Annotated in this window: 21 protein-coding genes; 8 read left to right on the top strand and 13 right to left on the bottom strand. The window is 69.8% G+C overall.

Translation table 11 applies throughout. The annotated features are described in order from the left end of the window. Positions 1-7: 7 nt before the first annotated feature. From C2868_RS14275 to C2868_RS14265, 3 genes are all read right to left on the bottom strand, one after another. A complete protein-coding gene (locus C2868_RS14275; protein WP_232711387.1) occupies positions 8-1,273 on the bottom strand; it encodes an MFS transporter in 1,266 nt (421 codons plus the stop codon). Between the two features lie 84 nt (positions 1,274-1,357). Continuing rightward, entirely contained in the window at positions 1,358-5,137 is a 3,780-nt protein-coding gene (locus tag C2868_RS14270) for a bifunctional proline dehydrogenase/L-glutamate gamma-semialdehyde dehydrogenase (protein WP_100812779.1), read from the bottom strand. A gap of 69 nt (positions 5,138-5,206) precedes the next feature. Further along, positions 5,207-5,767, bottom strand: a complete 561-nt coding sequence (locus C2868_RS14265; protein WP_100812865.1) for a thioesterase family protein — start codon at positions 5,765-5,767, stop codon at positions 5,207-5,209. Between the two features lie 142 nt (positions 5,768-5,909). Between C2868_RS14265 and C2868_RS14260 the strand changes: the two genes are divergently transcribed. Further along, positions 5,910-6,416 (top strand): GNAT family N-acetyltransferase, encoded by a 507-nt coding sequence (locus C2868_RS14260; protein WP_100812778.1) that lies wholly within the window; start codon positions 5,910-5,912, stop codon positions 6,414-6,416. 2 nt (positions 6,417-6,418) lie between these two features. Here the strand turns inward: C2868_RS14260 and C2868_RS14255 are convergent, their stop codons facing one another. The 8 genes from C2868_RS14255 to C2868_RS14220 all read right to left on the bottom strand — a co-directional run bounded on the left by C2868_RS14255 (position 6,419) and on the right by C2868_RS14220 (position 14,887). Next, positions 6,419-7,312, bottom strand: coding sequence for a hypothetical protein (locus C2868_RS14255; protein ID WP_100812777.1), 894 nt, complete (start codon positions 7,310-7,312; stop codon positions 6,419-6,421). Further along, positions 7,309-8,016, bottom strand: coding sequence for a response regulator transcription factor (locus C2868_RS14250; RefSeq protein WP_100812776.1), 708 nt, complete (start codon positions 8,014-8,016; stop codon positions 7,309-7,311). The genes C2868_RS14255 and C2868_RS14250 overlap by 4 nt, the downstream gene beginning before the upstream one ends. After that, positions 8,004-9,290 carry a histidine kinase gene (locus tag C2868_RS14245; protein ID WP_100812775.1) on the bottom strand — a complete coding sequence of 429 codons (1,287 nt, stop codon included), beginning with the start codon at positions 9,288-9,290 and terminating at the stop codon, positions 8,004-8,006. Before C2868_RS14245 ends, C2868_RS14250 begins: the two co-directional genes overlap by 13 nt. A 146-nt stretch (positions 9,291-9,436) precedes the next feature. Next, positions 9,437-10,435 carry a cytochrome b/b6 domain-containing protein gene (locus C2868_RS14240; protein WP_100812774.1) on the bottom strand — a complete coding sequence of 333 codons (999 nt, stop codon included), beginning with the start codon at positions 10,433-10,435 and terminating at the stop codon, positions 9,437-9,439. An 82-nt stretch (positions 10,436-10,517) separates the two neighbouring features. After that, complete coding sequence (locus C2868_RS14235; RefSeq protein WP_100812773.1) at positions 10,518-11,687, bottom strand: bifunctional 2-methylcitrate synthase/citrate synthase; 1,170 nt, start codon at positions 11,685-11,687, stop codon at positions 10,518-10,520. A 2-nt stretch (positions 11,688-11,689) separates the two neighbouring features. Continuing rightward, positions 11,690-12,592 carry a methylisocitrate lyase gene (gene prpB, locus C2868_RS14230; protein WP_100812864.1) on the bottom strand — a complete coding sequence of 301 codons (903 nt, stop codon included), beginning with the start codon at positions 12,590-12,592 and terminating at the stop codon, positions 11,690-11,692. 121 nt (positions 12,593-12,713) lie between these two features. Beyond that, positions 12,714-14,240, bottom strand: coding sequence for an MmgE/PrpD family protein (locus tag C2868_RS14225; RefSeq protein ID WP_103663506.1), 1,527 nt, complete (start codon positions 14,238-14,240; stop codon positions 12,714-12,716). After that, on the bottom strand, positions 14,237-14,887 hold the full coding sequence (locus tag C2868_RS14220) for a GntR family transcriptional regulator (RefSeq protein WP_181003472.1): 651 nt from the start codon (positions 14,885-14,887) through the stop codon (positions 14,237-14,239). The genes C2868_RS14225 and C2868_RS14220 overlap by 4 nt, the downstream gene beginning before the upstream one ends. Positions 14,888-15,072: 185 nt before the next feature. On the opposite strand from C2868_RS14220, the gene C2868_RS14215 reads away from it, so the two are divergent. From C2868_RS14215 to C2868_RS14190, 6 genes are all read left to right on the top strand, one after another. Next, entirely contained in the window at positions 15,073-16,014 is a 942-nt protein-coding gene (locus C2868_RS14215) for an ABC transporter ATP-binding protein (protein WP_103663504.1), read from the top strand. Continuing rightward, on the top strand, positions 16,011-17,645 hold the full coding sequence (locus tag C2868_RS14210; protein ID WP_103663503.1) for an ABC transporter permease: 1,635 nt from the start codon (positions 16,011-16,013) through the stop codon (positions 17,643-17,645). The genes C2868_RS14215 and C2868_RS14210 overlap by 4 nt, the downstream gene beginning before the upstream one ends. Before the next feature lie 9 nt (positions 17,646-17,654). Continuing rightward, positions 17,655-18,158: a GbsR/MarR family transcriptional regulator gene (locus tag C2868_RS14205; protein ID WP_100812769.1), complete on the top strand. Its 504-nt coding sequence runs from the start codon at positions 17,655-17,657 to the stop codon at positions 18,156-18,158. Positions 18,159-18,290: 132 nt separating this feature from the next. Further along, on the top strand, positions 18,291-19,112 hold the full coding sequence (locus tag C2868_RS14200) for a pyruvate, water dikinase regulatory protein (RefSeq protein ID WP_100812768.1): 822 nt from the start codon (positions 18,291-18,293) through the stop codon (positions 19,110-19,112). Between the two features lie 58 nt (positions 19,113-19,170). Beyond that, a complete protein-coding gene (gene ppsA / locus C2868_RS14195; RefSeq protein ID WP_100812767.1) occupies positions 19,171-21,561 on the top strand; it encodes a phosphoenolpyruvate synthase in 2,391 nt (796 codons plus the stop codon). 58 nt (positions 21,562-21,619) lie between these two features. Then, positions 21,620-22,153, top strand: a complete 534-nt coding sequence (locus C2868_RS14190; RefSeq protein WP_100812766.1) for a ribonuclease H — start codon at positions 21,620-21,622, stop codon at positions 22,151-22,153. A 148-nt stretch (positions 22,154-22,301) separates the two neighbouring features. Here C2868_RS14190 and C2868_RS14185 read toward each other — a convergent pair whose 3' ends face one another. Together C2868_RS14185 and rlmN are read right to left on the bottom strand one after the other, a co-directional pair. Continuing rightward, entirely contained in the window at positions 22,302-23,312 is a 1,011-nt protein-coding gene (locus tag C2868_RS14185; protein WP_100812765.1) for an aldo/keto reductase family protein, read from the bottom strand. A gap of 197 nt (positions 23,313-23,509) precedes the next feature. Then, the gene (gene rlmN / locus C2868_RS14180; protein WP_100812764.1) at positions 23,510-24,766 is read right to left on the bottom strand and encodes a 23S rRNA (adenine(2503)-C(2))-methyltransferase RlmN; all 1,257 of its coding nucleotides are present in this window, start codon (positions 24,764-24,766) and stop codon (positions 23,510-23,512) included. A gap of 88 nt (positions 24,767-24,854) precedes the next feature. On the opposite strand from rlmN, the gene C2868_RS14175 reads away from it, so the two are divergent. After that, positions 24,855-25,274: an N-acetyltransferase gene (locus tag C2868_RS14175; protein ID WP_232711396.1), complete on the top strand. Its 420-nt coding sequence runs from the start codon at positions 24,855-24,857 to the stop codon at positions 25,272-25,274. Positions 25,275-25,278 lie beyond the last annotated feature (4 nt).

The following is a 25,278-nucleotide window of genomic DNA, read 5'->3' as shown; positions in this document are numbered from 1 at the left end:
GTTTCGCTCAGCGCGCGGAGGGAGCGTTCACCGAGCGGGAGGCCCGCGGGACGCGGTTCGCGAGCCCGAAGAGGACCGCGCCGACCAGCAGCGCCACGATCCCCACGCCGTACACCGCGACGACGTCGCTCGCGTCGACCAGCAGGCCGCCGACGCCCGCGGCGACGGCGATCGCGAGCTGGAAGCCGACGACGACGAGCCCACCGCCCGGCTCCAGCCGATCGGGCATCCGGTGTCCGACCCAGGTGTTGACGATGATGAGCCAGGACGCGAACAGGCCGCCCCAGACGAAGGAGACGACGCCGATCGCGACGATCGAGCCGGACAGACCGATCATCCCGGCGAGCATCAGGGCGATCACGGCGGGCACGCCGACGCACAGCACCGCGTACGTGCGGTCGACGATCATCCCGACGATCACGTTGCCGACCAGCCCGCCCAGGCCGAAGAGTCCCAGCAGGACGACGATCGTGGTGGCATCGGCATCCGGCATCCGCTCGAGCGCCAGGCGGACGTACGAGTACGCGATGAAGTGCCCCAGGACGACCAGAAGGTGACCCGCCAAGCCGAGTGCCACGCCGGGACGGAGAATCGTGTCGATCAGCTGCGCGATGCTGGCCGACGTCGCGGCGGGGATCGACGGCACCACCAGCGCCAGCACGATCGCGAGCAGACCCGTCACGGCCGCGCAGACGGCGAACGTGACCCGCCAGTCGAAGGCCTCGCCGATCAGCACGCCGATCGGCACCCCGGCTACTGTCGCGAGCGAGACCCCGGCCGATGTGAACATGACACCGCGGCCGACGTTGTCGGGGCCGGCGAGACGTGCGGCGACCGCAATCGACATGGCCCAGAATCCGCTGATCGCGGCCCCGAGCAGGAACCGCGCCGCCAGCACGAGCAGCAGGTTGGGCGCGATGGCGACGATCGCGTTGGACAGAGCGGCCGAGAGCGCCAGCCAGACCAGCAGGTTCCGCCGGTCGAGGCGCGGGAAGATCAGACCGATCGTCGGCGCGACGAAGAGGCCCACGAGCGCCGTCACCGTCACCATCTGTCCCGCCTGACCCGGCGTGACCCCCAGCCCGGCCGCGATGTCGGTGAGCAGGCCGTTCGGCAGGAACTCGGCCGTCACGAGGACGAAGCTGAGCATCATCGCAACGACGAGAGCGCCGTAGCGCACGCGGAAGCGCCCGGGCGCGACGTTCGGGTTCGATCCGGTCGAGGGCGATGCGGTGGGAACGGAAGCGGTGGGGACGGATGGGGTCGATGTCACGGTTCGAGCCTCGCAGAGTCCGAGGGCCGGCGCCCGACCAGGCGTCCGAAGCATCCGACCGTTCGTCCGCTTCCGCCGCTGATGCTAGATGACGGCTTCGCTCCACGGGTCCGGCGTACCGAACCGGTGCGCCGTGATCGAGATCGACTGTTCGTGCAGGAACGGCAGCAGCTCGATGCGAGCCGCCGTCGTCACCTCATCCGTGTACACGGCGAGGTCGGGATTGCCGCCGGTGGCTTCGGCGAGCGCTGTGCGCAGCGACACGACGGCGGCCGGTGATCCGATCAGGCGGGCCCGCGTTTCGGGCGCGGGGGGCGCATCGTCCGCCGTGGCGGCCGACCGGGCGGACCCGCCGACGGGGCGGACAGCCATCCGCTCGATCCACTGCGCGTCGGTCTCGACACGCACGTCCACGTTCAGTTCCGAGAGAACGCGCCGCACGGCCGGCGGCAGGGCAACCGGGGCGCTCAGCGAGAAGCGCGAACGGGCGCGGACACCCGCGAGGATCACCCGCAACACGGCGCGCCAGTCGGCATCGCCCGTCGCGCGCACGGCCACGGGCACGGGCCGGTAGCGGAAGAGATTGCGCTCGACACCCAGCCGCGAGACGTCGCGGACCTGACCGAACTCCCGGTCCCACGAGATCGCGTCGGACAGCGCCGCCCGTCGCAGCCATTCGAAGGCCTCGTAGTCGAGCGTGGCCTGTGCGGCCTCGATGATCGCGGTCAGCCGCGAGTCGAGTCCCCGCAGGTGCAGCGACGCCGAGCGCGCCCCACCCGCCGAGGGACGCCACGACCCGAGCCCGATGAGGTAGTTCGGCCCACCCGCCTTCGTGCCAGCACCCACGGAGGACCGCTTCCACCCGCCGAAAGGCTGACGCCGCACGATCGCTCCCGTGATCCCACGGTTGACGTACAGATTGCCCGCCTCGACGCTCTCGAGCCAACGCTCCAGGTCCGCGGGGTCCTGCGTGTAGAGCCCCGCGGTCAGTCCGTAGTCGACGGCGTTCTGCAGCTCGATCGCGTCCTCGATCGACCGTGCGCGCATGATCCCGAGCACCGGTCCGAAGAACTCCTCGCGGTGGAAGCGTGACCCGTCTTCCACGCCGGTACGGATGCCGGGGGTCCACAGGCGTCGCTCGTCATCGAGGGGCCGGGGCTGCACGAGCCAGCGCTCGCCGTCGTCGAGCGTCGTCAGCGCCCACGCGAGCTTGCCCGTCGGCGGCTCGATGAGGGGGCCGACGTCGGACCGCGGGTCCTCTGGCATCCCGATGCGGAGTGAGGCGGTCGCGTCGACGAGCTGCCGGGCGAAGCGCCGGGACCGCGCGACCGGCCCGACGAGGATCGCCAGGCTCGCCGCCGAGCACTTCTGGCCCGCATGCCCGAAAGCGCTGCGGACGAGGTCGCGCGCCGCCAGGTCGAGATCCGCCGTCGGCGTGATGATCATCGCGTTCTTGCCGCTCGTCTCGGCCAGCAGCGGCAGGTCGGGGCGCCACGAGCGGAACAGCGCGGCCGTCTCCCACGAGCCGGTCAGAATGACACGATCCACGCCGTCGTGCGCCACGAGCTGGCGACCGAGGCCGCCCTCGTCGATGTCCGCGAGCGCGAGCACATCGCGCGGCACCCCGGCATCCCACAGCGCGTCCGCCAGCACGGCGGCGCAGCGGCGCGCCTGGGGCGCGGGCTTGAAGACCACAGCGGACCCCGCGGCGAGCGCCGCCAGCACGCCGCCCGCCGGGATGGCGAGCGGGAAATTCCACGGCGGTGTGACGAGCGTCAGCCGCGCGGGGACGAAGACCGCACCGCTGACGGCGTCGAGTTCGTGCGCGGACGCGGCGTAATAGCGCGCGAAGTCGACGGCCTCGCTCACCTCGACGTCGGCCTCGGCGAAGATCTTTCCCGTCTCGGCCGCGGCGACCTCGATCAGGTCACCGCGACGCGCCTCGAGGACGGATGCCGCCCTCGTCAGGACCGCGGCCCGGTCCGCCGCCGGACGCGCCCCCCACGCCGCCCCGGCCTCGCGCGTGCGGGCGACGAGTTCGTCGAGCCGGGTCTCGGAGTCGAGCCGGGCGGCGAGGATCGTGCGGATACCCGCCTCAGACCCGGGCACGCGGGCCAGGACCCCAGCCGCCCAGGAACGGGTCTCGGGCAGCGACGGGTCGGAGTCCCGGGCGTTCGCGAATCGGGCGTTGGCGAAACCGAGCGCCGGGACATCCGCCCCTTTCTCGCGCGGTGCGTAGACGGCGGTCTCGACGAGGTCGTCGCCGAAACGGAAGGGCGAGGGTGCGGGGGCAGCGGTTTCGCCGAGCGTGCCCGCGTTGGCCCCTTCCGCGATTCCGAGCACGACCTGCGTGAGCCCGGCATCGGGCTCGGCGTTCGGCCCGCCGAGTGCGGGGCGGCGGATCGCCGGGAGCGTTTCGTCCAGATCGACGTCACCGGAGTCGACCGGGGGCCGGGTCGAGACGTCGGCCCGCGGGCGACGACGCGGACCGACGGCGAGGGATGCCTTGGATGCCCGGGCGATCGAGGATCCGAAGCGTGCCCGCTCGCGCTGCCAGAGCGCGGGGTCGTGATCGAGATCGAACGCGGCCGAGAGGAAGTTCTCGCTCGACGCGCTCTCTTCCAGTCGACGGACGAGGTAGCTGATGGCGACGTCGAACTCGTCCGGCCGGACGACGGGAACGTAGAGCAGCACGCGACCGACCTCGCGCTCGACCGCCTTGACCTGCGCCTGCGCCATCCCGAGCAGCATCTCGATGTCGACGTCGTCACGCACCCCGCGCTCGCCGGCGAGCAACCACGCGTACGCGACGTCGAAGAGGTTGTGCCCGGCGACGCCCAGTCGCACGGCGGCGGTCGCTTCGGGGCGAAGCGCCTCGTCGAGGCAGCGCACGTAGTTGGCGTCGGTGTCGAGCTTGCTGTCATAGGTCGCGAGCGTCCAGCCGTGCAGGGCTGCGTCGACCCGCTCCATGGCGAGGTTCGCGCCCTTCACGAGCCGCACCTTGATGCGCGCCCCTCCCGCGGCGACACGGACGCGGGCCCACGCCGTCAGCTCGCGTAGGGCGGGCAGCGCGTCGGGCAGGTAGGCCTGCAGCACGATGCCCGCCTCGAGCGATGCCAGGCGGGGGTCCTCGAGCAGCCGCGTGAACACCGCGATCGTCAGGTCGAGATCGCGGTACTCCTCCATGTCGAGATTGATGAAGGTGCCATCCGCGACCGCGCTCAGATACAGGGGCAGCAGACGCTCGACGACCCGGTCGACCGTGTCATCGAACGCCCACAGCGAGACGGACGACACGATCGCCGAGACCTTCACCGACACGTAGTCGACGTCCGGCCTGAGGATCAGTTCGTGGATGCCTTCGAGACGCCGTCGCGCCTCACCCTCGCCGAGCACGGCCTCGCCGAGCAGATTGAGGTTCAGACGGGCACCGTCGGCCCGCAACCGTTGGATCGCCGGGCCGAGCTTCGCGGGGCGTGCATCGACGACCAGGTGCCCGACCATCTCGCGCAGCACGCGCCGCGCGATGGGTACGACCGGGGCCGGTAGCCCGGGCGCGATCTGACCGCCGACGCGGACGGCGGCGCGCAGATACCACGGCAGGAATTCGGGGACGAGCGGGGCGACGCGGTGAAGATGGGATGCGGCGGCGACGAGGCTCTCGGGGCGCATGACGCCGTCCACGAACCCCACGGTGAAGGGCAGGCCGTTGCGGTCGCCCAGAATTCCGGCCAGCCGCCGCGCGGAGGGATCGACCGTGCTCTCGGCGGACTCCGCGACCCACTTCTCGGCCAGACGGACGGCCTCGGCTTCGCGGGTGTCCGCGTGCCCCGGCGACGCGTGATTCGGCTCGAGAGGCGGCATTTCCTCAGCCTACGTCCGCGCCCTCGGAGCGGCCCGGCTCAGCCCGGCGCGTCGATCTGCGGACGCCCGCTATCCCCAGTCGCTGGGTGCCTCGGCGCGCGGTGAGGGCAGAGCGGATGCCGCGGCCCACTCGTGCACCCAGTCCGGAACCTCGGGCAGACCCTCCGGGCGCCCGACGGCGGCGAACAGCTCCTCGTGCCCCAAGGATCCGCCCGACCGCTTGAGCATGCGGGCGCGGATGATCGCGCGCGCATAGATCTCACCGTCCACGACGGCCCGGTGCTCGAGGTAGATGGCGCGGTCGTCGTGGCCGATCAGGCGCGACTCGAGCGTGAAGCGGCGCCACAGGTCGAGCGACTTGCGGAAGGTGATCGTCTCGCTCGAGACCACCGCGTACCAGCCGTGCGTGCGCATCGCGTCGGCGAGCCCCGTGCGGACGAGCAGGTCCCAGCGTCCGAGGTCGAAGAGCGACAGATACCGGCCGTTGTTCATGTGCCGCAGCACATCGATATCGGTGGGGAGCGTTCGCAGACGGATGCGTCCGACCGTCGTCGGCGGAAGGAGCCCGTCGCGGCGCAACCGACGACGCGCGGCGAGCATGACGAGAAGCGTGCGCCAGATCACATTCACGAAGCGTGACGGTACCCCTTCACCCATCACAATCGGGGATCCGTTGTGGACTTCCGACAGTTCGGCCCGCGAGGTCAGCCTCTCGGCGGGAGTCGCGCACCTCCGATTTCCCCCGCGCGAGAGGCTGACGTAGAGTCTCGCCATGGAAGCAGAGCTCCAGACCGACGTCGTCGTCCGCCCCGTCCGTGATGTTGATGCCGAGGCCCTCGGTCGGGTCCACGCCACCTGCTGGCACGAGACCTACGACCACCTGATCAGCCGGGCCGCGCTCGAAAGTGTGTCCGCTCGCCGCATGGCCGAGTTGTGGACGCACTGGATGAACCAGGGCCCCGACTACGTGCAGTACGCCGCCCTCGTGAACGGCGAGATCGTCGGCTTCGCCGGGGCGGGCCCCGCCCGTGACGACGACGCCCCGCGTCCGCGCGAGCTGTACTTCCTCTACCTACTGGCGGCCTGGCACGGGACCGGCATCGGACAGCGCCTGTTCGACGCCGTCGTTCCCGAGAACGAGCGCGCGTACCTCTGGGTCGCGGACGACAATCCCCGCGCCCACCGGTTCTATCACCGCAACGGATTCACCCTCGACGGCGTCTCGCACGAGGAGCCGTTCCTGGGTGAGACGATCACCGAAGTCCGCTTCGTCCGCTGAGTTCAGTCGGCGCTGCGCAGGATGATCTGACCCGCCGACAGCTCCACCGCGATACGACTCGAAGCCGAGGCCGAGGTGTCCAGGCGGTTGTCGAGCTGGCCGGCCGAGACGCTCGACGTGAGGTCGTAGGCGCCCTCGGGCAGGGCCAGGTTCAGCGATCCCGCGCTGACGTTCACCTCGACGAGCCGCGGCTGCGACCCGTCGAATCGACCGTCGAGTCGACCCGCGCTGAGGGTGAGCTCGGCGGTCTGGACATCGGTCAGATCGAGGTCTGCGCGTCCGGCGCTGATGTCCGCACTCACCGTGCGCGCCGCACCCGAGACGTTGACCGCGCCGGCCCCGAGCTCGACATCGAGCTCGCCGTAACGACCCGATGCGTCGAGATCACCGGCCGAGACGGTGAATTGGGCGTCGAGCGCCCTGTTCTCGAGTTCGCGAGGCAGCGTCAGCGTGGCGCGGACGTTGCCGCCGAAGAGCCAGGCTCCACCGAAGGCCCAATCGGGCGACGACACGACGAGCTGATCCTCGTCGCGTTCGAGCGTCCACCGGGCGCTGCCCCACCCGCCGGTGACGTCGAGCGAGGCCGCGTCGACGTCCGCGTAGTCGATGCGGAGCGACCCCGCCGATACGTCGATATCGAGCTCGTCGACACCGGCGGCGTCGACGACCTGGGTCTCGGTGCGGACCGAGGCGGACGCGATCGTCGAGATCACGGTGCTTCCCACGAGCGCGAGGGCGATCACCCCACCGAGCGACGCGGTGAGGATCGCCACCACCTTGGCCGATTGTGCGGTCGATTGCGCGGCTGGCCGCGGGACCGGGCCGGATCCGTTCTCGGGCCCCGTCGGGGGTGCGGGCGGCGCGGGAGGGGCCGGGGGTGTGAGCTGGTCGGTCATCGGAGTGCTCCTGTCTGGGGGGCGTCCCCAAAGTTGGTGTCGCCGCGGTGCGCGGGGGTGCCGTGTTCGATGTGGGCGAGTGCGGCCAGCACGCGCCTATTGCCGGAATCGTCCTGCTCGAGATCGAGCTTCTGGAAGACGGCCGTGATGTGCTTCTCGACGCTGCCCTCGCTGACGTGCAGCGCACGGGCGATGGCCTGGTTCGAGTTGCCCTCGGCGATGAGCGAGAGCACCGAGCGTTCGCGTTCGGTGAGCCGGCGCATCCGTTCGTCCCGGCGACGACGCCCGAGCAGCTGCGCGACGACCTCGGGGTCGAACACGGTGGCTCCGGCGCCGATGCGGGCCACCGTCTCGAGGAACTCGGTGACATCGGCCACGCGGTCCTTCAACAGGTAACCCAGGGCCCCGCCCTCCCCCGCGATCAGGTCGGTCGCGTAGCGCTCTTCGACGTACTGCGAGAGCACGAGCACCGGCAGATCGGGGTGCGCCGCGCGCAGGCGCAGCGCGGCGCGGATGCCCTCATCGGTGAACGTCGGCGGCAGCCGGACGTCCAGGATGCAGAGCTCCGGCGCATCCGTCACCACCCGCTCATCCAGCTCTGCCGCGTCGGGAAGGGCCGCGACGACGGTGTGACCGGCATCCTCGAGCAGTCGCACGAGTCCCTCGCGCAGCAGGACCGAGTCCTCGCAGATCAGGATGCGCACGGCACACTCACCTCTACGGTCGTCGGTCCGCCGGCCGGGCTGTCGAGGCGGAACGAACCGCCCGCCCCGATCACCCGCTGCGAGATGCCGTCGATGCCCCCGCCCGGGGTGACGTGCGCACCGCCGATGCCGTTGTCTTCGACGCGGGCCCACAGCATCCCGCCCTCGCGTTCGCGGACGAGAACTCGCACCTCGCTCGCACGTGAGTGCTTGGCGGCGTTGGTCAGCGACTCGGCGATGACGAAGTAGGCGGCGGCCTCGGCCGTCTTGCTGCATCGCGCGGTCAGGCGCACGTCGAGCACGACCGGGATGTGCGAGCGCGAGGCGAGGGCCGACAGTGCCGCGTCGAGGCCGCGATCGTCGAGGACGGAGGCGTGGATGCCTCGGGCGAGCTGCCGCAGCTCGGTGATCGCCGCCTTGGTCGACGTGTGCGCCTCGGCGATGAGCGCCTTCGCGGCCGCCGGGTCGTCGTCGACCTTCTGCTGGGCGAGCCCCAGGGTCATGCCGACCGAGACGAGCCGGGGCTGAACCCCGTCGTGCAGGTCGCGCTCGATCCGCGTCCGCTCGACCTCGGCCGCCCGAACGGCACCCGCGCGCTGCACGTTGGAGGTGCGTGCGGCCTCGACGAGCTGCGCCTCGCGGGAGGGAACGAGGATCGACCGCGCGATGACCCCCTGCAGGATGGCCAGGCCCACGATCGCCGCGAGTGAGAAGATCGCCGCGATGATGCCGGTGGGAACGGCCCACGCGACGCCGACCTCGACGCCCGTGTTGCCGAGCGGAACCGTTTCGACGTCCGCGAAGAGGGGCGCGAACGCCAGCACGACTCCCGAGGTGAGCAATCCGAGGAATCCCAGCACGATCAGGCCGAGAACCGTTGCGATCGCGGCGTTCGCAACGGCGCGCCACATCCCCGCGTCGATGAACTGGAGCCAGATCGTGTGGAGGAACCCGCCGAACCCGGTCTTGGCGCTCCTTCGGGCGCGACGGGCGGGAAGGCCGAGTTCGTAGAGGCCGTCGATGCGCGCCGTCTCGAGCCATCCGATCGCGAAGAGCGAGTAGACGAACGCGAGCAGGAAGATCAGGCCGATGCCGACGACGAGCACGAGGCTCAGGCCGACGCTCAGCAGGGTGATCAGGATCGTGAAGACGACCGGACCGACAATGCCGAGGGTGACGAGGTGGAGGGCCGAGAGCGACACACGCCCCGGTGAGGCGATGGGCGACCGGCTGGGTGCGGCGGTGGCCGGGGCGGTCAGGGCTGTGCTGGACATAGGTCCACGGTAGGCCTGGGCCTGCGCGGCGCGCGCCCGAGGCATCCGGAAACTCCTCGGGGGGATAACCCCCGGACGGGCCGGCCGCCGACCCTCGCCGCCGAAACACCCATCTGCGGCGAAACACCCTGTGGCGGCGGGCGACGTCAGCGGGACTTGACCTTGCCGAACAAGCGGGCGATGGGCACGATCACGACGGGACGCGCCGCGACCCACGCGGCGACGATCACGGCCGTCGAGGCGGCGAAGATCCAGAAACCGGCCCAGCCGAGCCCATCGTTTCCGGCGTACATGTGGTTGAGGTTGCGCAGCGCCCCGGTCGCGAAGACGAGGGTGACGTGCACGACGATGAACACCACGAAGTACAGCATCACCGGGAAGTGCAGGGCCCGCGCCCACTCGATCGGGAAAGCCCGGTTCAGGGTGGCGGTGTTCTTCGGCCAGACCCCCGACATCCGCACTCCCGTGACGGCGGCGAGCGGCGCCGCGACGAACACCGTCGTGAAGTACGCCAGCTGCTGCAGGCTGTTGTAGTTCGCCCAGCCGCTCTCGGTCGGCCAGTTCAGCGACACGTACTGCAGCGCCGCCGAGAGGGCGTTCGGGAAGACCTCGAGGCTCGTCGGCACGAGGCGCACCCAATGCCCGGTCACGAACAGCAGCACCACGAAGATCACGCCGTTGACGAACCACAGCAGGTCGAGGGCGTTGTGGAACCACAGGTTCAGGCTGATGCGGCGCTTCTTGTTGGAACGCGGCGACCAGAACGCGGCCGGACGCTTCTCGGTGCGAACCTGCCACCCCGTGCGGATGATCAGCACCATCAGGAAGACATTGAAGAAGTGCTGCCACTGCGCCCACGCGGGAAAGCCCGGCGCGACGGCCACCGTCGGCGCGTACGCGCCGGGATAGGTCGCCAGGAACGCCCGGACCTCGTCGAGGCTCACGATCCAGCGGGCCAGCGCGATGATCATGCCCGTCGCGAAGAGAACCGCGATGGCGCCGCCGGTGACGGCGAGCAACCACTGGCCACGCGTCAGACCGCGAATGCGGCGGGGCGGCGGCTGCGTCGTTGGTCGGCGGGCAGCCCGATTCGACGCCGCGACCCCCGGCCATGCCGTGCGGGTGAACGGCAGCGGCATCTTCATGGGGCCCACTCCTTCCGCTCGAGTCTATTCGGCGGACCCCGTCTTCCCCCGCGGCATCAGCCGTGCCGGCGGGGGACCTCGCTCAGCCGGCCTCGGCCGCCCGCTCGGCGACCGCGAGCTCGGCCTCGCTCGGCACATAGCCCTCGATGTGACGCTCGTCGACCCCGTTGTACGCCGACAGCGGGCGGATGAGGGCGTTGGAGGCGGTCTGCTCGATGATGTGCGCGGTCCAGCCCGTCACGCGTGAGGCGACGAACAGCGGCGTAAAGGTGGGGGTGTCGAATCCGATCAGGTGGTACGACGGCCCGGACGGGTAGTCCAGGTTCGGGTAGATGGCCTTGCGGGAGACGAACTCGCTCTCGAGCGCGTCGTAGAGCGCCGCGAGGTCGGTCGCGCCGTAGTGCTCGATGAGGGTGTCGAGCGCCGTCTTCATGGTCGGGACGCGCGAATCGCCCTTCTTGTAGACGCGGTGCCCGAAACCCATGATCTTCTTCTTGTTGGCGAGGGCGTCGTCGAGCCACGGCACGACGTTCTGGGCGCTGCCGATCTCGTCGAAGATGTGCATGACCGCCTCGTTCGCTCCGCCGTGCAGCGCGCCCTTGAGCGCACCGATCGCGCCGACGACCGCCGAGTACAGGTCGGCCGTCGTGCTCGTGATCACGCGCGCGGTGAACGTGGAAGCGTTGAACGAGTGCTCGGCGTACAGGATCATCGACACGTTGAACGCGTGCGCGACGACCTCGTCGGGCTCTTCGCCGAACGTCATCCAGAGGAAGTTGCGCGAGTAGTCCAGGTCGGCGCGCGGCGGCACCAGCTCCTGCCCGCGGCGGCGGCGCTGGTCGTAGGCGACCATGGCCGGGATCTTGGCGAACAGCAGCTTCGCCTTCGCCAGGTCAGCGGCGGGCGAGTTGTCGGCGACGTCCGCCGCGGCCGCGCCGAACATCGAGACCGCGGTGCGCACGACGTCCATCGGGTGCGAGTCGAGGGGCAGCAGGTCGATCGCCCGCTTCACGTTCTCGTCGAGGTCGCGCTGCGAGCGCTCGAACGTCTCGAACTCGGCGAGCTGCGAGGCATCCGGCAACTCTCCGTGCCACAGCAGGTAGGCGACCGCCTCGAACGGCTGGGTCGCCGCCAGCTCTTGCACCGGGTAGCCGCGGTACAGCAGCGAGTTCGTCTCGGGATTGACCTTGCTGACGGCCGTGTAGTCGACCGTGACTCCGGCCAGGCCCTTCTTGATGTCGATATCGGTCATGGTCACTCCTTCGTGATGGTGAAGTTGAAGACGCTGGTGTCGAAACGGTTGTACTGCTCGTAGTCGATCAGGTCGTACAGGTCGGCGCGGTGCTGCATCTCGTCCAGCTTTCCGGCGAGGTGCCCCTCATCGTTCAGCGTGTCGAGGGCGCGACCCGCCGCGCCCATCGCGATGCGCAGCAACGATACGGGCCAGATGACGATGTTCACGCCGACGTCCCGCAGCTGGTTGCTCGAGAAGAGCTCGCTCTTGCCGAACTCGGTCATGTTGGCCAGGATCGGCACGTCGACCGCGGCCCGCATCGCCGCGAACTCCTCGAGCGTGCGCATCGCCTCGGGGAAGATCGCGTCGGCGCCCGCGTCGACGAGCGCCTTCGCGCGGTCGATCGCGGCGTCCATCCCCTCGACGGCGCGGATGTCCGTGCGCGCCATCACCAGGAAGTTCGGGTCGCGGCGTCCATCCACCGCGGCTCGGATGCGCTTGATCGCGGTGTTCTCGTCGACGACGGCCTTGCCGTCGAGGTGCCCGCAGCGCTTCGGGTTGATCTGGTCCTCGATGTGGGCGCCGGCCAGGCCCGCGTCCTCGAGCGTCTGGATCGTGCGGGCGACGTTCATCGGCTCGCCAAACCCCGTGTCGGCGTCGATGATCGCGGGCAGCTCGGTCATCCGGGCGATCTGCTGACCCCGCCCGGCGACCTCGGTGAGGGTCGTGAGCCCGATGTCGGGTAGCCCGAGATCGGCGGCGAGGACGGCGCCCGAGATGTAGACGCCCTCGAAGCCCTTGCGCTCGATCAGCCGGGCGCTCAGGGGGTTGAACGCGCCGGGGAAGCGCAGCAGCTCGCCCGTGGCGAGGCGCTCGCGGAACAGGCGGCGCTTCTCGGCGGCCGGGGTCGTGGCGTACAGCATCAGCGGCTTCCCTCCGCGGCGTCGCGTGCACAACGTCGGCATTCGGCTTTCGAGGCGGTCGATCGGGGCGCGGTCGAGCGCGCTGTGGCACGGATCTGCGACGTTGTGCTCACGGTCGCCATCAGAAGAGCCCCCTCGGGGCCGGGGCAGACTCGAGCACACCCGGCTTCGCGACGATCGTGAGTTCCCGAACCTCGTCCGCGGTCAACTCGGGCAGCCGCTCGGCAAGAGCGAGGAACCGCTCGATCTCGGCCGCCTCGAGCACAGGCTCGGCGAGCAGGCGGAACTTGCGCACGTAGTCCGCGCGCGCGAACGGGCGGGCGCCGAGCGGATGCGCGTCGGCCACCGCGATCTCGTCCTCGATGACCGTGCCATCCGTGAGGGTGATCACGACGCGTCCCCCGAAGGCCTTCTCGTTCGGATCCTCGGAGTGATAGCGGCGGGTCCACTCGGCGTCCTCGGCGGTCGTGATCTTCTGCCACAGCGCCACGGTGTCGGGGCGCTGGGCGCGCTCGGGGGTATACGAATCGACGTGGTGCCATCCGCCGTCCTGGAGCGCGACGGCGAAGATGTACGGGATCGAGTGGTCGAGGGTCTCGCGGGAGGCCGTGGGGTCGTACTTCTGCGGGTCGTTCGCCCCCGAGCCGATCACATAGTGCGTGTGGTGGCTCGTGTGCAGCACGATGCTCTCGATCATCGCGGCGTCGGCCAGCTCGGGGCGGGCCTCGTGGAGCTTGCGAGCCAGGTCGATCCAGGCCTGCGCCTGGTATTCGGCCGAGTGCTCCTTCGTGTACGAATCGAGGATGCCGCGCTTGGCCTCACCCGGAGCGGGGAGCGGAACGTCGTACGACGCATCCTTTCCGTCGAGGAGCCAGGCGATCACACCGTCCTCGCCCTCGTAGATGGGCGAGGGGCTGGTCTCGCCGCGCATCGCGCGGTCGACGGCCTCGACCGCCATCTTGCCGGCGAAGGCCGGGGCGTGCGCCTTCCACGTCGAGATCTCGCCCTTGCGGCTCTGCCGCGTGGCCGTGGTCGTGTGCAGCGCCTGCCCGACGGCCTGGTAGATGGTCTCGGCGTCGAGGTCGAGCAGGGTGCCGATCCCCGCGGCGGCCGAGGGGCCGAGGTGGGCGACGTGGTCGATCTTGTGCTTGTGGAGCGAGATCGCACGGACGAGGTCGATCTGGATCTCGTATCCCGTCGCGAGTCCGCGGACGAGCGCGGCACCATCCGCGCCGACGTGCTGCGCAACCGCGACGATGGGCGGGATGTTGTCTCCCGGATGCGAGTACTCGGCGGCGAGGAAGGTGTCGTGGTAGTCGAGCTCGCGGACGGCCACGCCGTTCGCCCACGCCGCCCACTCGGGACTCGTCCGGCGCTCGATCGCACACCCGAAGATCGTCGCCCTGCTTCCGTTCGCCGAGACGGCGTGGTCGAGGGCCTGCTGCCGAGCGGCGCTCACGGGGGCGCGGGTCAGCGAGGCCGCGGCGACGGCGGCGTTGTCGATCACCCGGTTGATGATCATGTCGACGACCTCGGACTCGACCGCGACCGGGTCGGTGGCGACCTGGGCGATCTTCCATGCGAGCTGGTCTTCGCGGGCGAGGTTCTCGTCGCTGCGGTGGACGCGAACGTGGTGGAGCTGTGTCATGAGGTGCCTTCCGGAGGGGAATCGGGGATGTTGGCGAGCGCACTCTCGAGGGCGTTGTGCAGATGCACGTGCGTCGCATGGGCGGCGAGATCGGCGTCGCGCACGGCGAGCGCTGAGGCGATGAGACGATGCTCGGCGGCGGATGCCGCGAGCCGATCGGGGTTGTCGCGCGCGAGGCGCCGGACGCGCACCAGGTGCGTGCGGACGTTTCGGAGCGCGGAGGTGAGGAACTCGTTGGCGACCGCGTCGTCGAGCTGACGGTCGAAGCGCGCGATGAGCGCGTAGTAGGCCTCGACACCCTCGCTTCCCGTGACGTTCGCGTCGCCGAAAGAACGGGCGAGCTCGGCGAATGTCGCCGCATCCCCCCGCACGGCCGCGAGGCGTGCGGCCGTTTCTTCGAGCGCACGACGCACCTCGAAGAGGGCACGGATGTCGGCGGTGTCGATCGCCGCAACGACCGTCACTCGCGGCGATTGCTGGACGACGAGGCCGTCTGCGGCCAGCCGGCCCAGTGCTTCGCGCAGGGGGGTGCGACTGACGCCCAGCCGGGTGGACTGCTCGACCTCGCCCAGAACCGCGCCGGGCGGAAGGATCCCGTCTTGTATCTCGCTGAGGAGGGTCGCGTAGGCGCGGTCACTGGCTCGCACGACTCGCACCTCCTGGACGTCGACTCGATTCATTGTATACATAATCGCTCTGCGGGTGCGATGCACAGTGGCGCAATCGACCGTGCGTATACAAACAGTCATGACAATGTCGGCCTCCGCGAAGATGGCTCGCGCTCGCTCCACGAGTATTCACACATTCATGAAACAGGTGTAGCTTCACTGGCATGTCCGCTGCCATCTCCTCTGTCGTCACCACGCGCGGGTTGACGAAGCACTACGGGCGCGTTCGAGCCCTCGACGGACTCGATCTCGACGTGGGCGAGGGCCAGATCCATGGCTTTCTCGGACCCAACGGAGCCGGCAAGTCCACGACCATCCGGGTACTCCTGGGACTCGCCCGCGCAACGTCGGGCGAAGCATCCGTCTTCGGGCTCGACCCGTGGCGGGACGCCGTCGCGATCCACCGGCGCGTGGCTTACATCCCCGGCGATGTGAGCCTCTGGCCGAACCTGTCGGGCGGCGAGGCGGTCGACCTGCTCGCCAGACTGCGCGGCGCGAGGCGGCGCGACCCCGCCTTCCGAGCCGAGCGTGAACGGCTCGAGGCGGCCTTCGAATTCGACCCCCGCAAGAAGGGCCGCGCCTACTCCAAAGGGAACAGGCAGAAGGTCGCGCTCATCGCCGCCCTCTCGGTTCCCGCCGACCTGTACATCTTCGACGAACCGACGAGCGGACTCGACCCCCTCATGGAGGTCATGTTCCGACGCGAGATCGCGCGGATCCGGGATGCGGGGGCGACGGTCCTGCTCTCGAGCCACATCCTGTCCGAGGTCGAGCACCTGTGCGACCGCGTGTCCATCATCCGGTCCGGCCAGATCGTCGAGACGGGCACCCTCGCGCAGCTGCGCCACCTCACACGCACCGAGGTGTCGTTCGAGGCGCCGTCCCCGGTGCCGTCGGGCGACGTGGCATTCCCCGGTGCTCACGACGTCGTCATCGAGGACGGCCGCGTGCGATTCACGGTCGACTCCGACGCGGTCACGGATGTGCTCCCCGAACTCGCTCGCCGGAACGTGCAGGGGCTGCACATCGCTCCCCCTTCGCTCGAGGAGCTCTTCCTGCGCCACTACGGCGAGCGCGGTGCGACCCGTGCCGGCGATCCCCGATGAACGGGATCGGCGCGCTGCTCGCGCAGCGCATCCGGCGGGATCGCCCGCAGGTGGCGATGTGGACGATCGGCACGGCGCTGCTCGCCTTCTTCGCCTATGTGGGCGTCGCGGAATCGTACGGAACCACGCAAGACCGCACGTCCCTGCTCGCGGCCGCGGTCGCCAACCCCGTCATCCTGTTGTTCCGCGGCCTGCCGTCCGGCGCCGACGAGGGCGCCTTCATCACCTTCCTGATCCTTCCGTGGCTCTGCCTGCTCGCGGCGTTCATGAGCTCATTCCTCGCCGTCCGGCACACCCGCGGCGACGAAGAGGCGAGGCGCGCAGAGATGCTCGCGGCAACGCCCGCATCGCGATTCGCTCCGGTCGTCGCCACCATCATCCACGGCACGCTGTCGAACGTGCTGCTCGCCGTCTTCGTCGCCGTGGGCTTCATCGCGGCGGGGCTCGGCCCGACGGGCTCGATCCTCGCGGGCGCCGCGACCGGGTCCGTCGGATTCGTCTTTCTCGGAGTCGGGCTCGGTGCGAGTCAGCTCTTCCGCACGTCCCGTGCCGCCAACGCGGTTTCGGTGTGGACGCTGCTGGCGCTCTTCCTCGCGGCCGGAATCGGCAACGCACTCGGCACTCCGAGCGATGACCTGCAGCGCATCGACAGCTCGGCGCTCACGTGGCTCTCGCCCTTCGGGTGGGCCGAGAACACACGTCCTTTCGCCGAGAACAACGCCCTTCCGCTCGCTCTCGCGGCCGCAGTGGCTCTGACGCTCATCGCGGGGGCCGTGCTCGCGCAGAGCGCCCGCGACCTGGGCGAGAGCTTCATCGCCGAGCGAGCGGGCCGCGTCGAAGCATCCGGCGCGCTCTCGACGCCGATCGCTCTCGCATGGCGACTCTCGCGTGGCGCCGTGGTCGGCTGGGCCGTCGGCGGCCTCGTCGTCGGAGCACTGTCCACCTCGCTCGCATCGATCGTGGCCGAGGTCGGGTCCACGAACCCCACGGTCGAGGCGATGCTCGAACAGATCGCGGGTGCGGGCAACATCGAGCAGGGGACGGTGACGATCTTCTTCACGATGCTCGGCGTCCTCGCCGCGTGCGCCGCCGTGCAGACCGTCTGCCGAGCCCGGCAGGAGGAATCACAGGGAACCGCCGAGATGCTGCTCGCGACACCCGTCCACCGCGTCCGGTGGCTCGCCGGATATCTCCTGATCGGGTTCGTCGCGATCGTGGCGGTCGTGGGCGCGGGTGCCATCGGGGCGGCGCTCGGGATCGGCGGGCAGGCGGTCAACGGTGAGGGCGGGGATTTCGCCCTGATGCGCGACGTCGCCGTGGTCGGCGGAGGGCAGATCGCCGCGGCATCCGTCTTCCTCGTCGTCACGGCCCTGATCTTCGTCGCTCTACCGCGTGCCACGATCGCTCTCGGCTGGACGCTGGTGCTGCTCGGTATGGTGCTGGGGTTGTTCGGCCCCCTGTTCGGCTTCCCCGCCTGGCTCACCGACCTCTCGCCCGTGGGTATCGCTCCGCTCATCGAGGGCGACACCGTGGATGCGCGTGGGCTGTGGTGGCTGCTCGGCGCCACCACCGTCGGGGCGGTCGGGTCGCTCGGCCTCATGCGGCGCCGGGAACTCGCGACCGGCGGATAGATTCGAATCATGGACCATCCCGGGACCGAGGCGGCCGAGCAGGCCGCCGCGATGCTGGCCGCAGCGGGGATGCCGCGGATGCCCGCGCGCGTCATGATGGCGCTCGTGGGATCTCCGGACGAGGGGTACACGGCCGCCGATCTGGCGGACCGGCTGGGCGTGTCGGCCGCCGCGGTCTCGGGCGCGGTGCGCTACCTCGTCTCGATGCGCCTCATCCAGCGCCTCCCCCGGCCGGGCGACCGACGTGATCGCTACGATCTGGTCGACGATGCCTGGGCCGACATGATCACGGTCAACGCTCCCCTCTACGCGAACCTGGCCGCCCAGATGGACGCCATCGCCCGCGAGAACGTCGACGCTCCCCTCTCGGTCGATCGCGCTCGCGACACCGCGGACTTCTTGCGCTATCTCGCCGAACGGATGCCTCGCCTCGCCTCCGAATGGCGTGCCGAACGCGCGACGAGCTCGTCCGCCACGCGCGACGAGGTGCCGGACGACGAGCGGCGCGCATAGGCGAGCCGCTCGCCCCTTCCTGCCGATCGCATAATTTCCCCGAAACTTTCGACTCGTTTTGCCGCTGATTGAGGCAGAACTTTCGTAGGTTCGATCTCGAAGGCGCAACCGCGCCCGAGAGAGAGCACCGACGTGAGCCCATCGCAGCCGGACCGCACGGCGTTCTTCGTGTCGGACAGCACGGGAATCACGGCCGAGACCCTCGGCAACGCACTCCTCGCCAACTTTCCGGGCGTCACGTTCGCACGTCGAACGCTTCCGTTCATCGACTCCGTACCGGCCGCACAGGCCGTGGTCCGCGACATCGAGGCCGCGGGCGCGGCGGGGGCCGAGCCGATCGTCTTCAGCACCGTGAAGGGGCATGAGCTCGGAGCCACGATCCGGGCGGCGCGCGCAACGCACATCGACCTGCTGAGCGGGCACCTCACCGAGCTCGAGGGCGCGCTCGGCACGACGGCATCCGAGCAGCTCGGGCAGTTCCACACCGTGGGCGACACCGAGCGCTACTTCGCGCGCATGCGAGCCGTCGAGTACGCCATCGAACACGATGACGGCCAGAGCTTCCGCGCGCTCGACCAGGCGGACGTCGTCATCGTCGCCCCCTCACGCTGCGGCAAGACTCCGACGACCATGTACCTGGCCCTGCAGTACGGCCTGCTCGTGGCGAACTACCCCTTGACCGATGACGACTACCCGACCGAGGGCCTGCCTCGCGAACTCGAGCGCTACCGGACGCGCTGCTTCGGCCTGACCACCACGCCGCTCCGGCTCAGCCAGGTGCGCCACGAGAGGCGCGCCAACTCGACCTACGCCAGCCTCGCCCAGTGCACCCTCGAGCTGCGCCGCGCCGAGGACCTCTACCGGCGCGCGCACATCCCGTTCGTGAACTCCTCGACCAAGAGCGTGGAAGAGATGTCGGCCGTCATCATGCAGTCCCTCCGCCTCCGCCCCTGACCACGTCCTCCCATTGACCGGCGCAACTCGCGCGATCACCCCTCCGAAAGGTCCTCGCATGACGAACATCCTCTGGTTCGACCAGGTCGGCATGGCCGACGTCGCCCGCGTCGGCGGCAAGAACGCATCTCTCGGCGAGATGGTCTCGCACCTGTCAGCACTCGGCGTGAAGGTGCCCGGCGGGTTCGCGACGACGGCCGATGCCTACCGCTCGTTCCTCACGGCCGACGACCTGGAGGGACGCATCCGCAGGCGGATCGATGCCGTCGATGTCGAGGACATCGCGGGGCTCGCCGCGGCCGGGTCCGAGATCAGGACGTGGATAGAAGAGCAGGCGCTGCCGGAGGACATCGAGCGAGACATCCGCGCGGCGTACGAGCGTCTCACGGGCGACGCCGGCGATGCCGGGGGCGAAGAGGTGACGTGGGCGGTGCGATCGAGCGCCACCGCCGAGGATCTGCCCGACGCGTCCTTCGCGGGTCAGCAGGAGACGTTCCTCAACATCTCGGGCATCGACAACGTGCTGGGCGCCATCCGTTCGGTCTTCGCCTCGCTCTACAACGACCGCGCCATCGCCTACCGTGCGCATAACGGTTACGAGCACCACGACGTCGCCCTCTCGGCCGGTGTGCAGCGGATGGTGCGCTCGGACCTCGGCGCCGCGGGCGTCATGTTCACGGTCGACACCGAGTCGGGTTTCGACGGCGCCGTGTTCGTCACGAGCTCGTACGGGCTCGGCGAAGCCGTCGTGCAGGGAGCGGTCAATCCCGACGAGTTCTACGTGTCGAAGGTGGCGCTGGCCGCGGGACGGCCCGCGATCCTCAAGCGCTCGGTGGGCGAGAAGGCCATCGCGATGCGCTACACGAACGACCGGCACGCCGGCGCGAGCACCGCGTTCGTCGACGTGCCGGTGGCCGACCGCATCCGCTTCTCTCTCAGCGATGACGACATCACCGAACTGGCCCACCACGCGCTCGTGATCGAGCAGCACTACGGCCGGCCGATGGACATCGAGTGGGCCAAGGACGGTATCGACGGCGGGCTCTACATCGTGCAGGCCCGGCCCGAGACCGTCGTCTCGCGGACGGATGTCGGAGTCATCCGCCGCTTCGTGCTGAACGACTCGGGCGAGGTCGCCGTCGCGGGTCGCGCCATCGGGCAGCGGATCGGATCCGGACCCGCACGCGTGCTGCGGGACGTCTCGCAGATGGATGCCTTCCGCCCCGGCGAGGTCCTCATCGCGGACATGACGGACCCCGACTGGGAGCCGATCATGAAGCGGGCGAGCGCGATCGTCACCAACCGCGGCGGCCGCACGTGCCACGCCGCCATCATCGCGCGCGAGCTCGGCATCCCCGCGGTCGTCGGCACGGGCGATGCCACGCGGGTGATCGCGGACGGCGACGAGGTCACGGTCTCGTGCGCCGAGGGCGACACCGGGTTCGTGTACCGCGGACTGCTCGACTTCGAAGAGCAGTTGACGCACCTGGACCGGATGCCGAAGGCACCCGTGAAGATCATGATGAACGTCGGCACGCCCGACCAGGCGTTCTCGTTCTCTCGCCTGCCGAACGACGGCGTCGGCCTCGCGCGCCTGGAGTTCGTGATCAACCGGCAGATCGGCATCCACCCGCGAGCCCTGCTCGAGTTCGACACGCTTCCGGCGGATCTGAAAGAGCAGATCGGCACCGCTACGGCCGCCTACGCGTCTCCGCGGGATTACTTCGTGCAGCGCGTCGCCGAGGGGATCTCGATGATCGCGGCCGCGTTCTGGCCCGAGCCCGTCATCGTGCGCCTCAGCGACTTCAAGTCGAACGAATACGCCAACCTGCTGGGCGGCGACCGCTACGAACCACACGAGGAGAACCCGATGCTCGGCTACCGCGGAGCATCGCGGTACATCTCGCCCGACTTCCGTCCCTGCTTCGACATGGAGTGCGAGGCGCTCCGGCACGTGCGGGACGAGATGGGGTTCTCGAACGTGCAGATCATGGTTCCGTTCGTCCGCACGGTCGGCGAGGGTCACGCTGTCGTCGAGCTGCTCGCAGAGAACGGTCTGCGGCGGGGCGAGCGGGACCTCAAGGTCATCATGATGTGCGAGCTGCCCTCGAACGCCCTGCTGGCGGACGATTTCCTCGACTACTTCGACGGGTTCTCGATCGGCTCGAACGACATGACGCAGCTGACCCTCGGGCTCGACCGCGACAGCTCGCTCGTCGCGTCGACATTCGACGAACGCGACCCGGCGGTGCGGAAGATGCTGTCGATGGCGATCGCCGCCTGCCGGGCGCGCGGCAAGTACGTCGGCATCTGCGGCCAGGGCCCGTCGGACCATCCGGACCTCGCCGAATGGCTCGTCGAAGAGGGGATCGATTCGATCTCCCTCAATCCCGACACGGTCGTCGAGACCTGGATCCGACTGGCCGGGGCGGCGACCCCGGCGGTGTGAGCGGCGGCGCCGGCGCCGGCGTGCCAGACCGACCCCGCACGCCGGTAGCCTTGCCCGAGTGACCGAATCCTCTCGCTACATCGTCGCGACCGACGGCGCGTGCAAGGGCAATCCGGGACCGGCGGGCTGGGCGTGGGTCGGCGAGGACGGTCACTGGGCAGCGGGCTCGATCCGCGAGGGCACCAACAACATCGGCGAGCTGCTCGGGCTGCTGAAGGCGATCGAAGACCACCCCGACGTGGCCGAACTCGTCGTGCAAGCGGACTCGAAGTACGCGATCGATACGTACACGAGGTGGATGGACGGGCACCGGCGCCGCGGGTGGAAGACCTCGACCGGCGCGCCGACGAAGAACGTCGACATCCTCGAGCAACTGATCTCTGCACGCGATGCCCGCCGCGCGGCGGGGATGCCGGATGTCGTACTCGAGCACGTCCGCGGGCATTCGGGTCACGTGCTCAACGCGTGGGCGGACGAACGCGCCGTGCGCTCGTCGGAGCATGCGCAGAACGGCGTCGAGAGCGCCTGGTCCTCCCTCGGCGGCCTGCATCCCCGGCTCGACGTGTCGGTCGCGCCGAAGAACGGGCGCTGACCACCTCACCGAGCCCACCGAGAGCGCCGGGAGCGTCGAGCCCGCCGGTTATCGTCGAGCGCGCCGCTCGCCCGCCGTGATCGACGGGCGGAGTCGGCAGCAACCGGCGGACTCGGCCGAACGCAGCGCTACCGGGACGGCGAGTCCGCTACGGGCGGGACTTCGGCGAGACCTCGAGGGTCTGGGCCGGGTCGGTCACCGCGACGGGCGCGAGGGCGGTGTCGATCGCGGCCATCGTGTCGGCGTCGAGCACGACACCGGATGCCTTGACCGAGTCCTCGAGCTGCTCGGGGCGCGACGCCCCGACGAGAGCGGCCGCGACGTTCGGGTTCTGCAGCACCCAGGCGATCGCGAGCTGCGGCATCGTCAGGCCCGCCTGCTCGGCGACCGGCTTCAGCTTCTGCACGGCGGACAGCACGTCGTCGTCGAGGAAGCGCTTGATGAAGTTCGCGCCGCTCTTCTCGTCCGTGGCACGCGAACCCGCGGGCGCCGCCTGGCCCGGCAGGTACTTGCCGCTGAGGACGCCCTGAGCCATCGGCGACCAGACGATCTGCGAGATCCCGAGCTCTTCCGACGTCGGGACGACGTCGGCCTCGATCACGCGCCAGAGCGCGGAGTACTGCGGCTGGTTCGACACGAGCTGGAACTTCAGCTCCTTCGCGAGCGCGTGGCCCGCGCGAAGCTGGTCGGCGGTCCACTCCGAGACGCCGATGTAGAGCGCCTTGCCCTGGCGGACGATGTCGGCGAAGGCCTGCATCGTCTCTTCCAGCGGCGTCTCGTAGTCGTAGCGGTGCGCCTGGTACAGGTCGACGTAATCGGTCCCGAGGCGTTCGAGCGAACCGTCGATCGATTCCATGATGTGCTTGCGGCTGAGGCCGGAGTCGTTCGGTCCCTTGGGCCCGGTCGGCCAGTAGACCTTCGTGAAGATCTCGAGCGACGCGCGCCGCTGCCCCTTGAGCGCCTCGCCGAGGACGGACTCCGCGGCGGTGTTGGCGTAGGCATCCGCGGTGTCGAATGTCGTGATGCCGAGATCCAGCGCCTTGTGGACCGTCGCGATGGCCGCGTCGTTCTCGACCTGCGAGGCGTGCGTCACCCAGTTCCCGTACGTGATCTCCGAGACCTTGAAGCCGCTGTTGCCGAGGTAGCGATAATTGACCATTCGTCTACGCTAACCCGCGCGCGAACCCCTGAGGCGGACATGTCCATTCCCCACGAGACCGGCCCCGTGCCCGCGCGCGTGCGTCGGCTCGTGGGCGGCGCGGAGGTACAGGCCGTGTGTGTCAACAGTCGTGGGGGCACGACCTATCGAGCCGATGGCCTACTACCGCGACCTGTGGAACGCGACGTGACGAGCGACTACGGGGTCGCGGCGGCCGCGGCCTCGTCGTCGACCGTCGCGACGAGCTGACCGCACGCCCCGTCGATCTCCTTGCCGCGCGTGTCGCGGAGCGTCGTCGGTATGCCCGCGTCGTTCAGTCGGCGGACGAACTCGTTCTGCACCGACTTCTCGGACGCGGTCCAGATCGACCCGGGCGTCGGGTTGAGCGGGATCGGGTTGACGTGCACCCAGCCCCGGCCCCGCGCGTTGAGCTTGTCGGCGAGCAGATCGGCCCGCCAGGCGTGGTCGTTCATGTCCTTGATCAGCGCGTATTCGATCGACACGCGGCGGCCGGTCTTCTCGAAGTAGGTGCGGGCCGCGTCGAGCGCCTCATCGACCTTCCAGCGCGAGTTGACCGGGATCAGCTCGTTGCGCAACACGTCGTCGGGCGCGTGCAACGACAGCGCGAAGGTCACGGGGATGTCTTCCGCGGCCAGCTTCAGGATGGCCGGGACGAGACCGACCGTCGAGACCGTGATGCCGCGGGCGCTCATGCCGAGGCCCTCGGGTTGCGGCGCGACCATGACGCGCACGGCCTGCATGACGCGCGCGTAGTTGGCGAGCGGCTCGCCCATCCCCATGAAGACGATGTTGCTGACCCGCTCCATGCTGTGGTCGTCGGAGCGCTTGCCGCCGAGCTCACCCGCCGCGATGAGTGCGTTGGCCCGGACGATCTGCTCGACGATCTCGGCCGCGGACATGTTGCGGGTGAGCCCCGCCTGCCCGGTCGCGCAGAACGGGCAGTTCATGCCGCAGCCCGCCTGCGACGAGACGCACAGCGTGATCCGCCCCGGGTAGCGCATCAGGACGGACTCGACCAGCGCGCCGTCGTGCAGCTTCCAGAGGAACTTGATCGTGTCGCCGCCGTCGGTCTGCAGACGCCGGACCTCGGTCAGCAGGGGCGGGAGGAAAGCCGACACGAGCTCTTCGCGACGCTCGGACGGCAGGTCGGTCATGAGCGCCGGGTCAGAGGTGTGATGACGGAAGTAGTGCGTCGCGATCTGCTTGGCACGGAAGCCCGGCAGGCCGAGCTCCTTCGCCCGCGCGACGCGCGCCTCGGGCGTGAGGTCGGCGAGGTGCACCGGGGGCTTGCCCCGTTTGGGGCTCGCGAACTGCAGCAGCGGCCGGCCCGAGGCATCCTTCTGCTGCTGCCATCCCTCCGTCGCCGGACGCACCTGGCGCACGGGACCCGGCCCCGTCGGGCGGACGGGGGACTCGGGAGGCAGGGAGGTCATGATTCCAGGCTACGGGACGACTACCGTGGAAAAGGTGAGTGAGGACATCGCCGTACGGCCCATCCGCCCCGAGGACGCGGGCGAGGTGATGACACTGCAGCGCGCGGCCTTCGTGCAGGAGGCCCTCATCTACGGCACCCCAAACATGCCACCGCTCACCCAGACGCTCGCCGAGGTCGAGTCCGAGCTGCAGCAGAACGACGGATGCGTGGCGCACCTCGGGTCCCGCATGGTCGGTGCCGTCCGCGCCCGGCGCGACGGGGACCTGCTCCTGATCGGTCGGATCGCGATCGCCCCCGACCAGCAGGGGCAGGGGATCGGATCGCGCCTTCTGGCCGCCGTCGAGGCGGCGGGCCGCGACGCGGGGGCCACGGAGGCGGAGCTGTTCACGGGATCGCTCAGCGAGGCCAACCTGCGGTTGTACGAGCGCGAGGGTTACGTCGAATCCGAGCGGGTGGACGGCGACGACGGCATCCAGCAGGTGTTCCTGCGCAAACGCCTGAGCTGAGCCT

It is taken from the genome of Microbacterium sp. CJ77, assembly GCF_002911615.1.
Lineage (GTDB): Bacteria > Actinomycetota > Actinomycetes > Actinomycetales > Microbacteriaceae > Microbacterium.
Note: the sequence above shows the minus strand (reverse complement) of the source record. Positions and strands in the feature narration are given on the sequence as shown.

Coding starts and splice junctions, on each gene's coding strand:
- C2868_RS14270 (WP_100812779.1), bottom strand. CDS start 5,137: ATGCCGCCTCTCGAGCCGAATCACGCGTCGCCGGGGCACGCGGACACC.
- C2868_RS14260 (WP_100812778.1), top strand. CDS start 5,910: ATGGAAGCAGAGCTCCAGACCGACGTCGTCGTCCGCCCCGTCCGTGAT.
- C2868_RS14255 (WP_100812777.1), bottom strand. CDS start 7,312: ATGACCGACCAGCTCACACCCCCGGCCCCTCCCGCGCCGCCCGCACCC.
- C2868_RS14245 (WP_100812775.1), bottom strand. CDS start 9,290: ATGTCCAGCACAGCCCTGACCGCCCCGGCCACCGCCGCACCCAGCCGG.
- C2868_RS14240 (WP_100812774.1), bottom strand. CDS start 10,435: ATGAAGATGCCGCTGCCGTTCACCCGCACGGCATGGCCGGGGGTCGCG.
- C2868_RS14235 (WP_100812773.1), bottom strand. CDS start 11,687: ATGACCGATATCGACATCAAGAAGGGCCTGGCCGGAGTCACGGTCGAC.
- prpB (WP_100812864.1), bottom strand. CDS start 12,592: ATGCTGTACGCCACGACCCCGGCCGCCGAGAAGCGCCGCCTGTTCCGC.
- C2868_RS14225 (WP_103663506.1), bottom strand. CDS start 14,240: ATGACACAGCTCCACCACGTTCGCGTCCACCGCAGCGACGAGAACCTC.
- C2868_RS14215 (WP_103663504.1), top strand. CDS start 15,073: ATGTCCGCTGCCATCTCCTCTGTCGTCACCACGCGCGGGTTGACGAAG.
- C2868_RS14210 (WP_103663503.1), top strand. CDS start 16,011: ATGAACGGGATCGGCGCGCTGCTCGCGCAGCGCATCCGGCGGGATCGC.
- C2868_RS14205 (WP_100812769.1), top strand. CDS start 17,655: ATGGACCATCCCGGGACCGAGGCGGCCGAGCAGGCCGCCGCGATGCTG.
- ppsA (WP_100812767.1), top strand. CDS start 19,171: ATGACGAACATCCTCTGGTTCGACCAGGTCGGCATGGCCGACGTCGCC.
- C2868_RS14185 (WP_100812765.1), bottom strand. CDS start 23,312: ATGGTCAATTATCGCTACCTCGGCAACAGCGGCTTCAAGGTCTCGGAG.
- rlmN (WP_100812764.1), bottom strand. CDS start 24,766: ATGACCTCCCTGCCTCCCGAGTCCCCCGTCCGCCCGACGGGGCCGGGT.
- C2868_RS14175 (WP_232711396.1), top strand. CDS start 24,855: ATGACACTGCAGCGCGCGGCCTTCGTGCAGGAGGCCCTCATCTACGGC.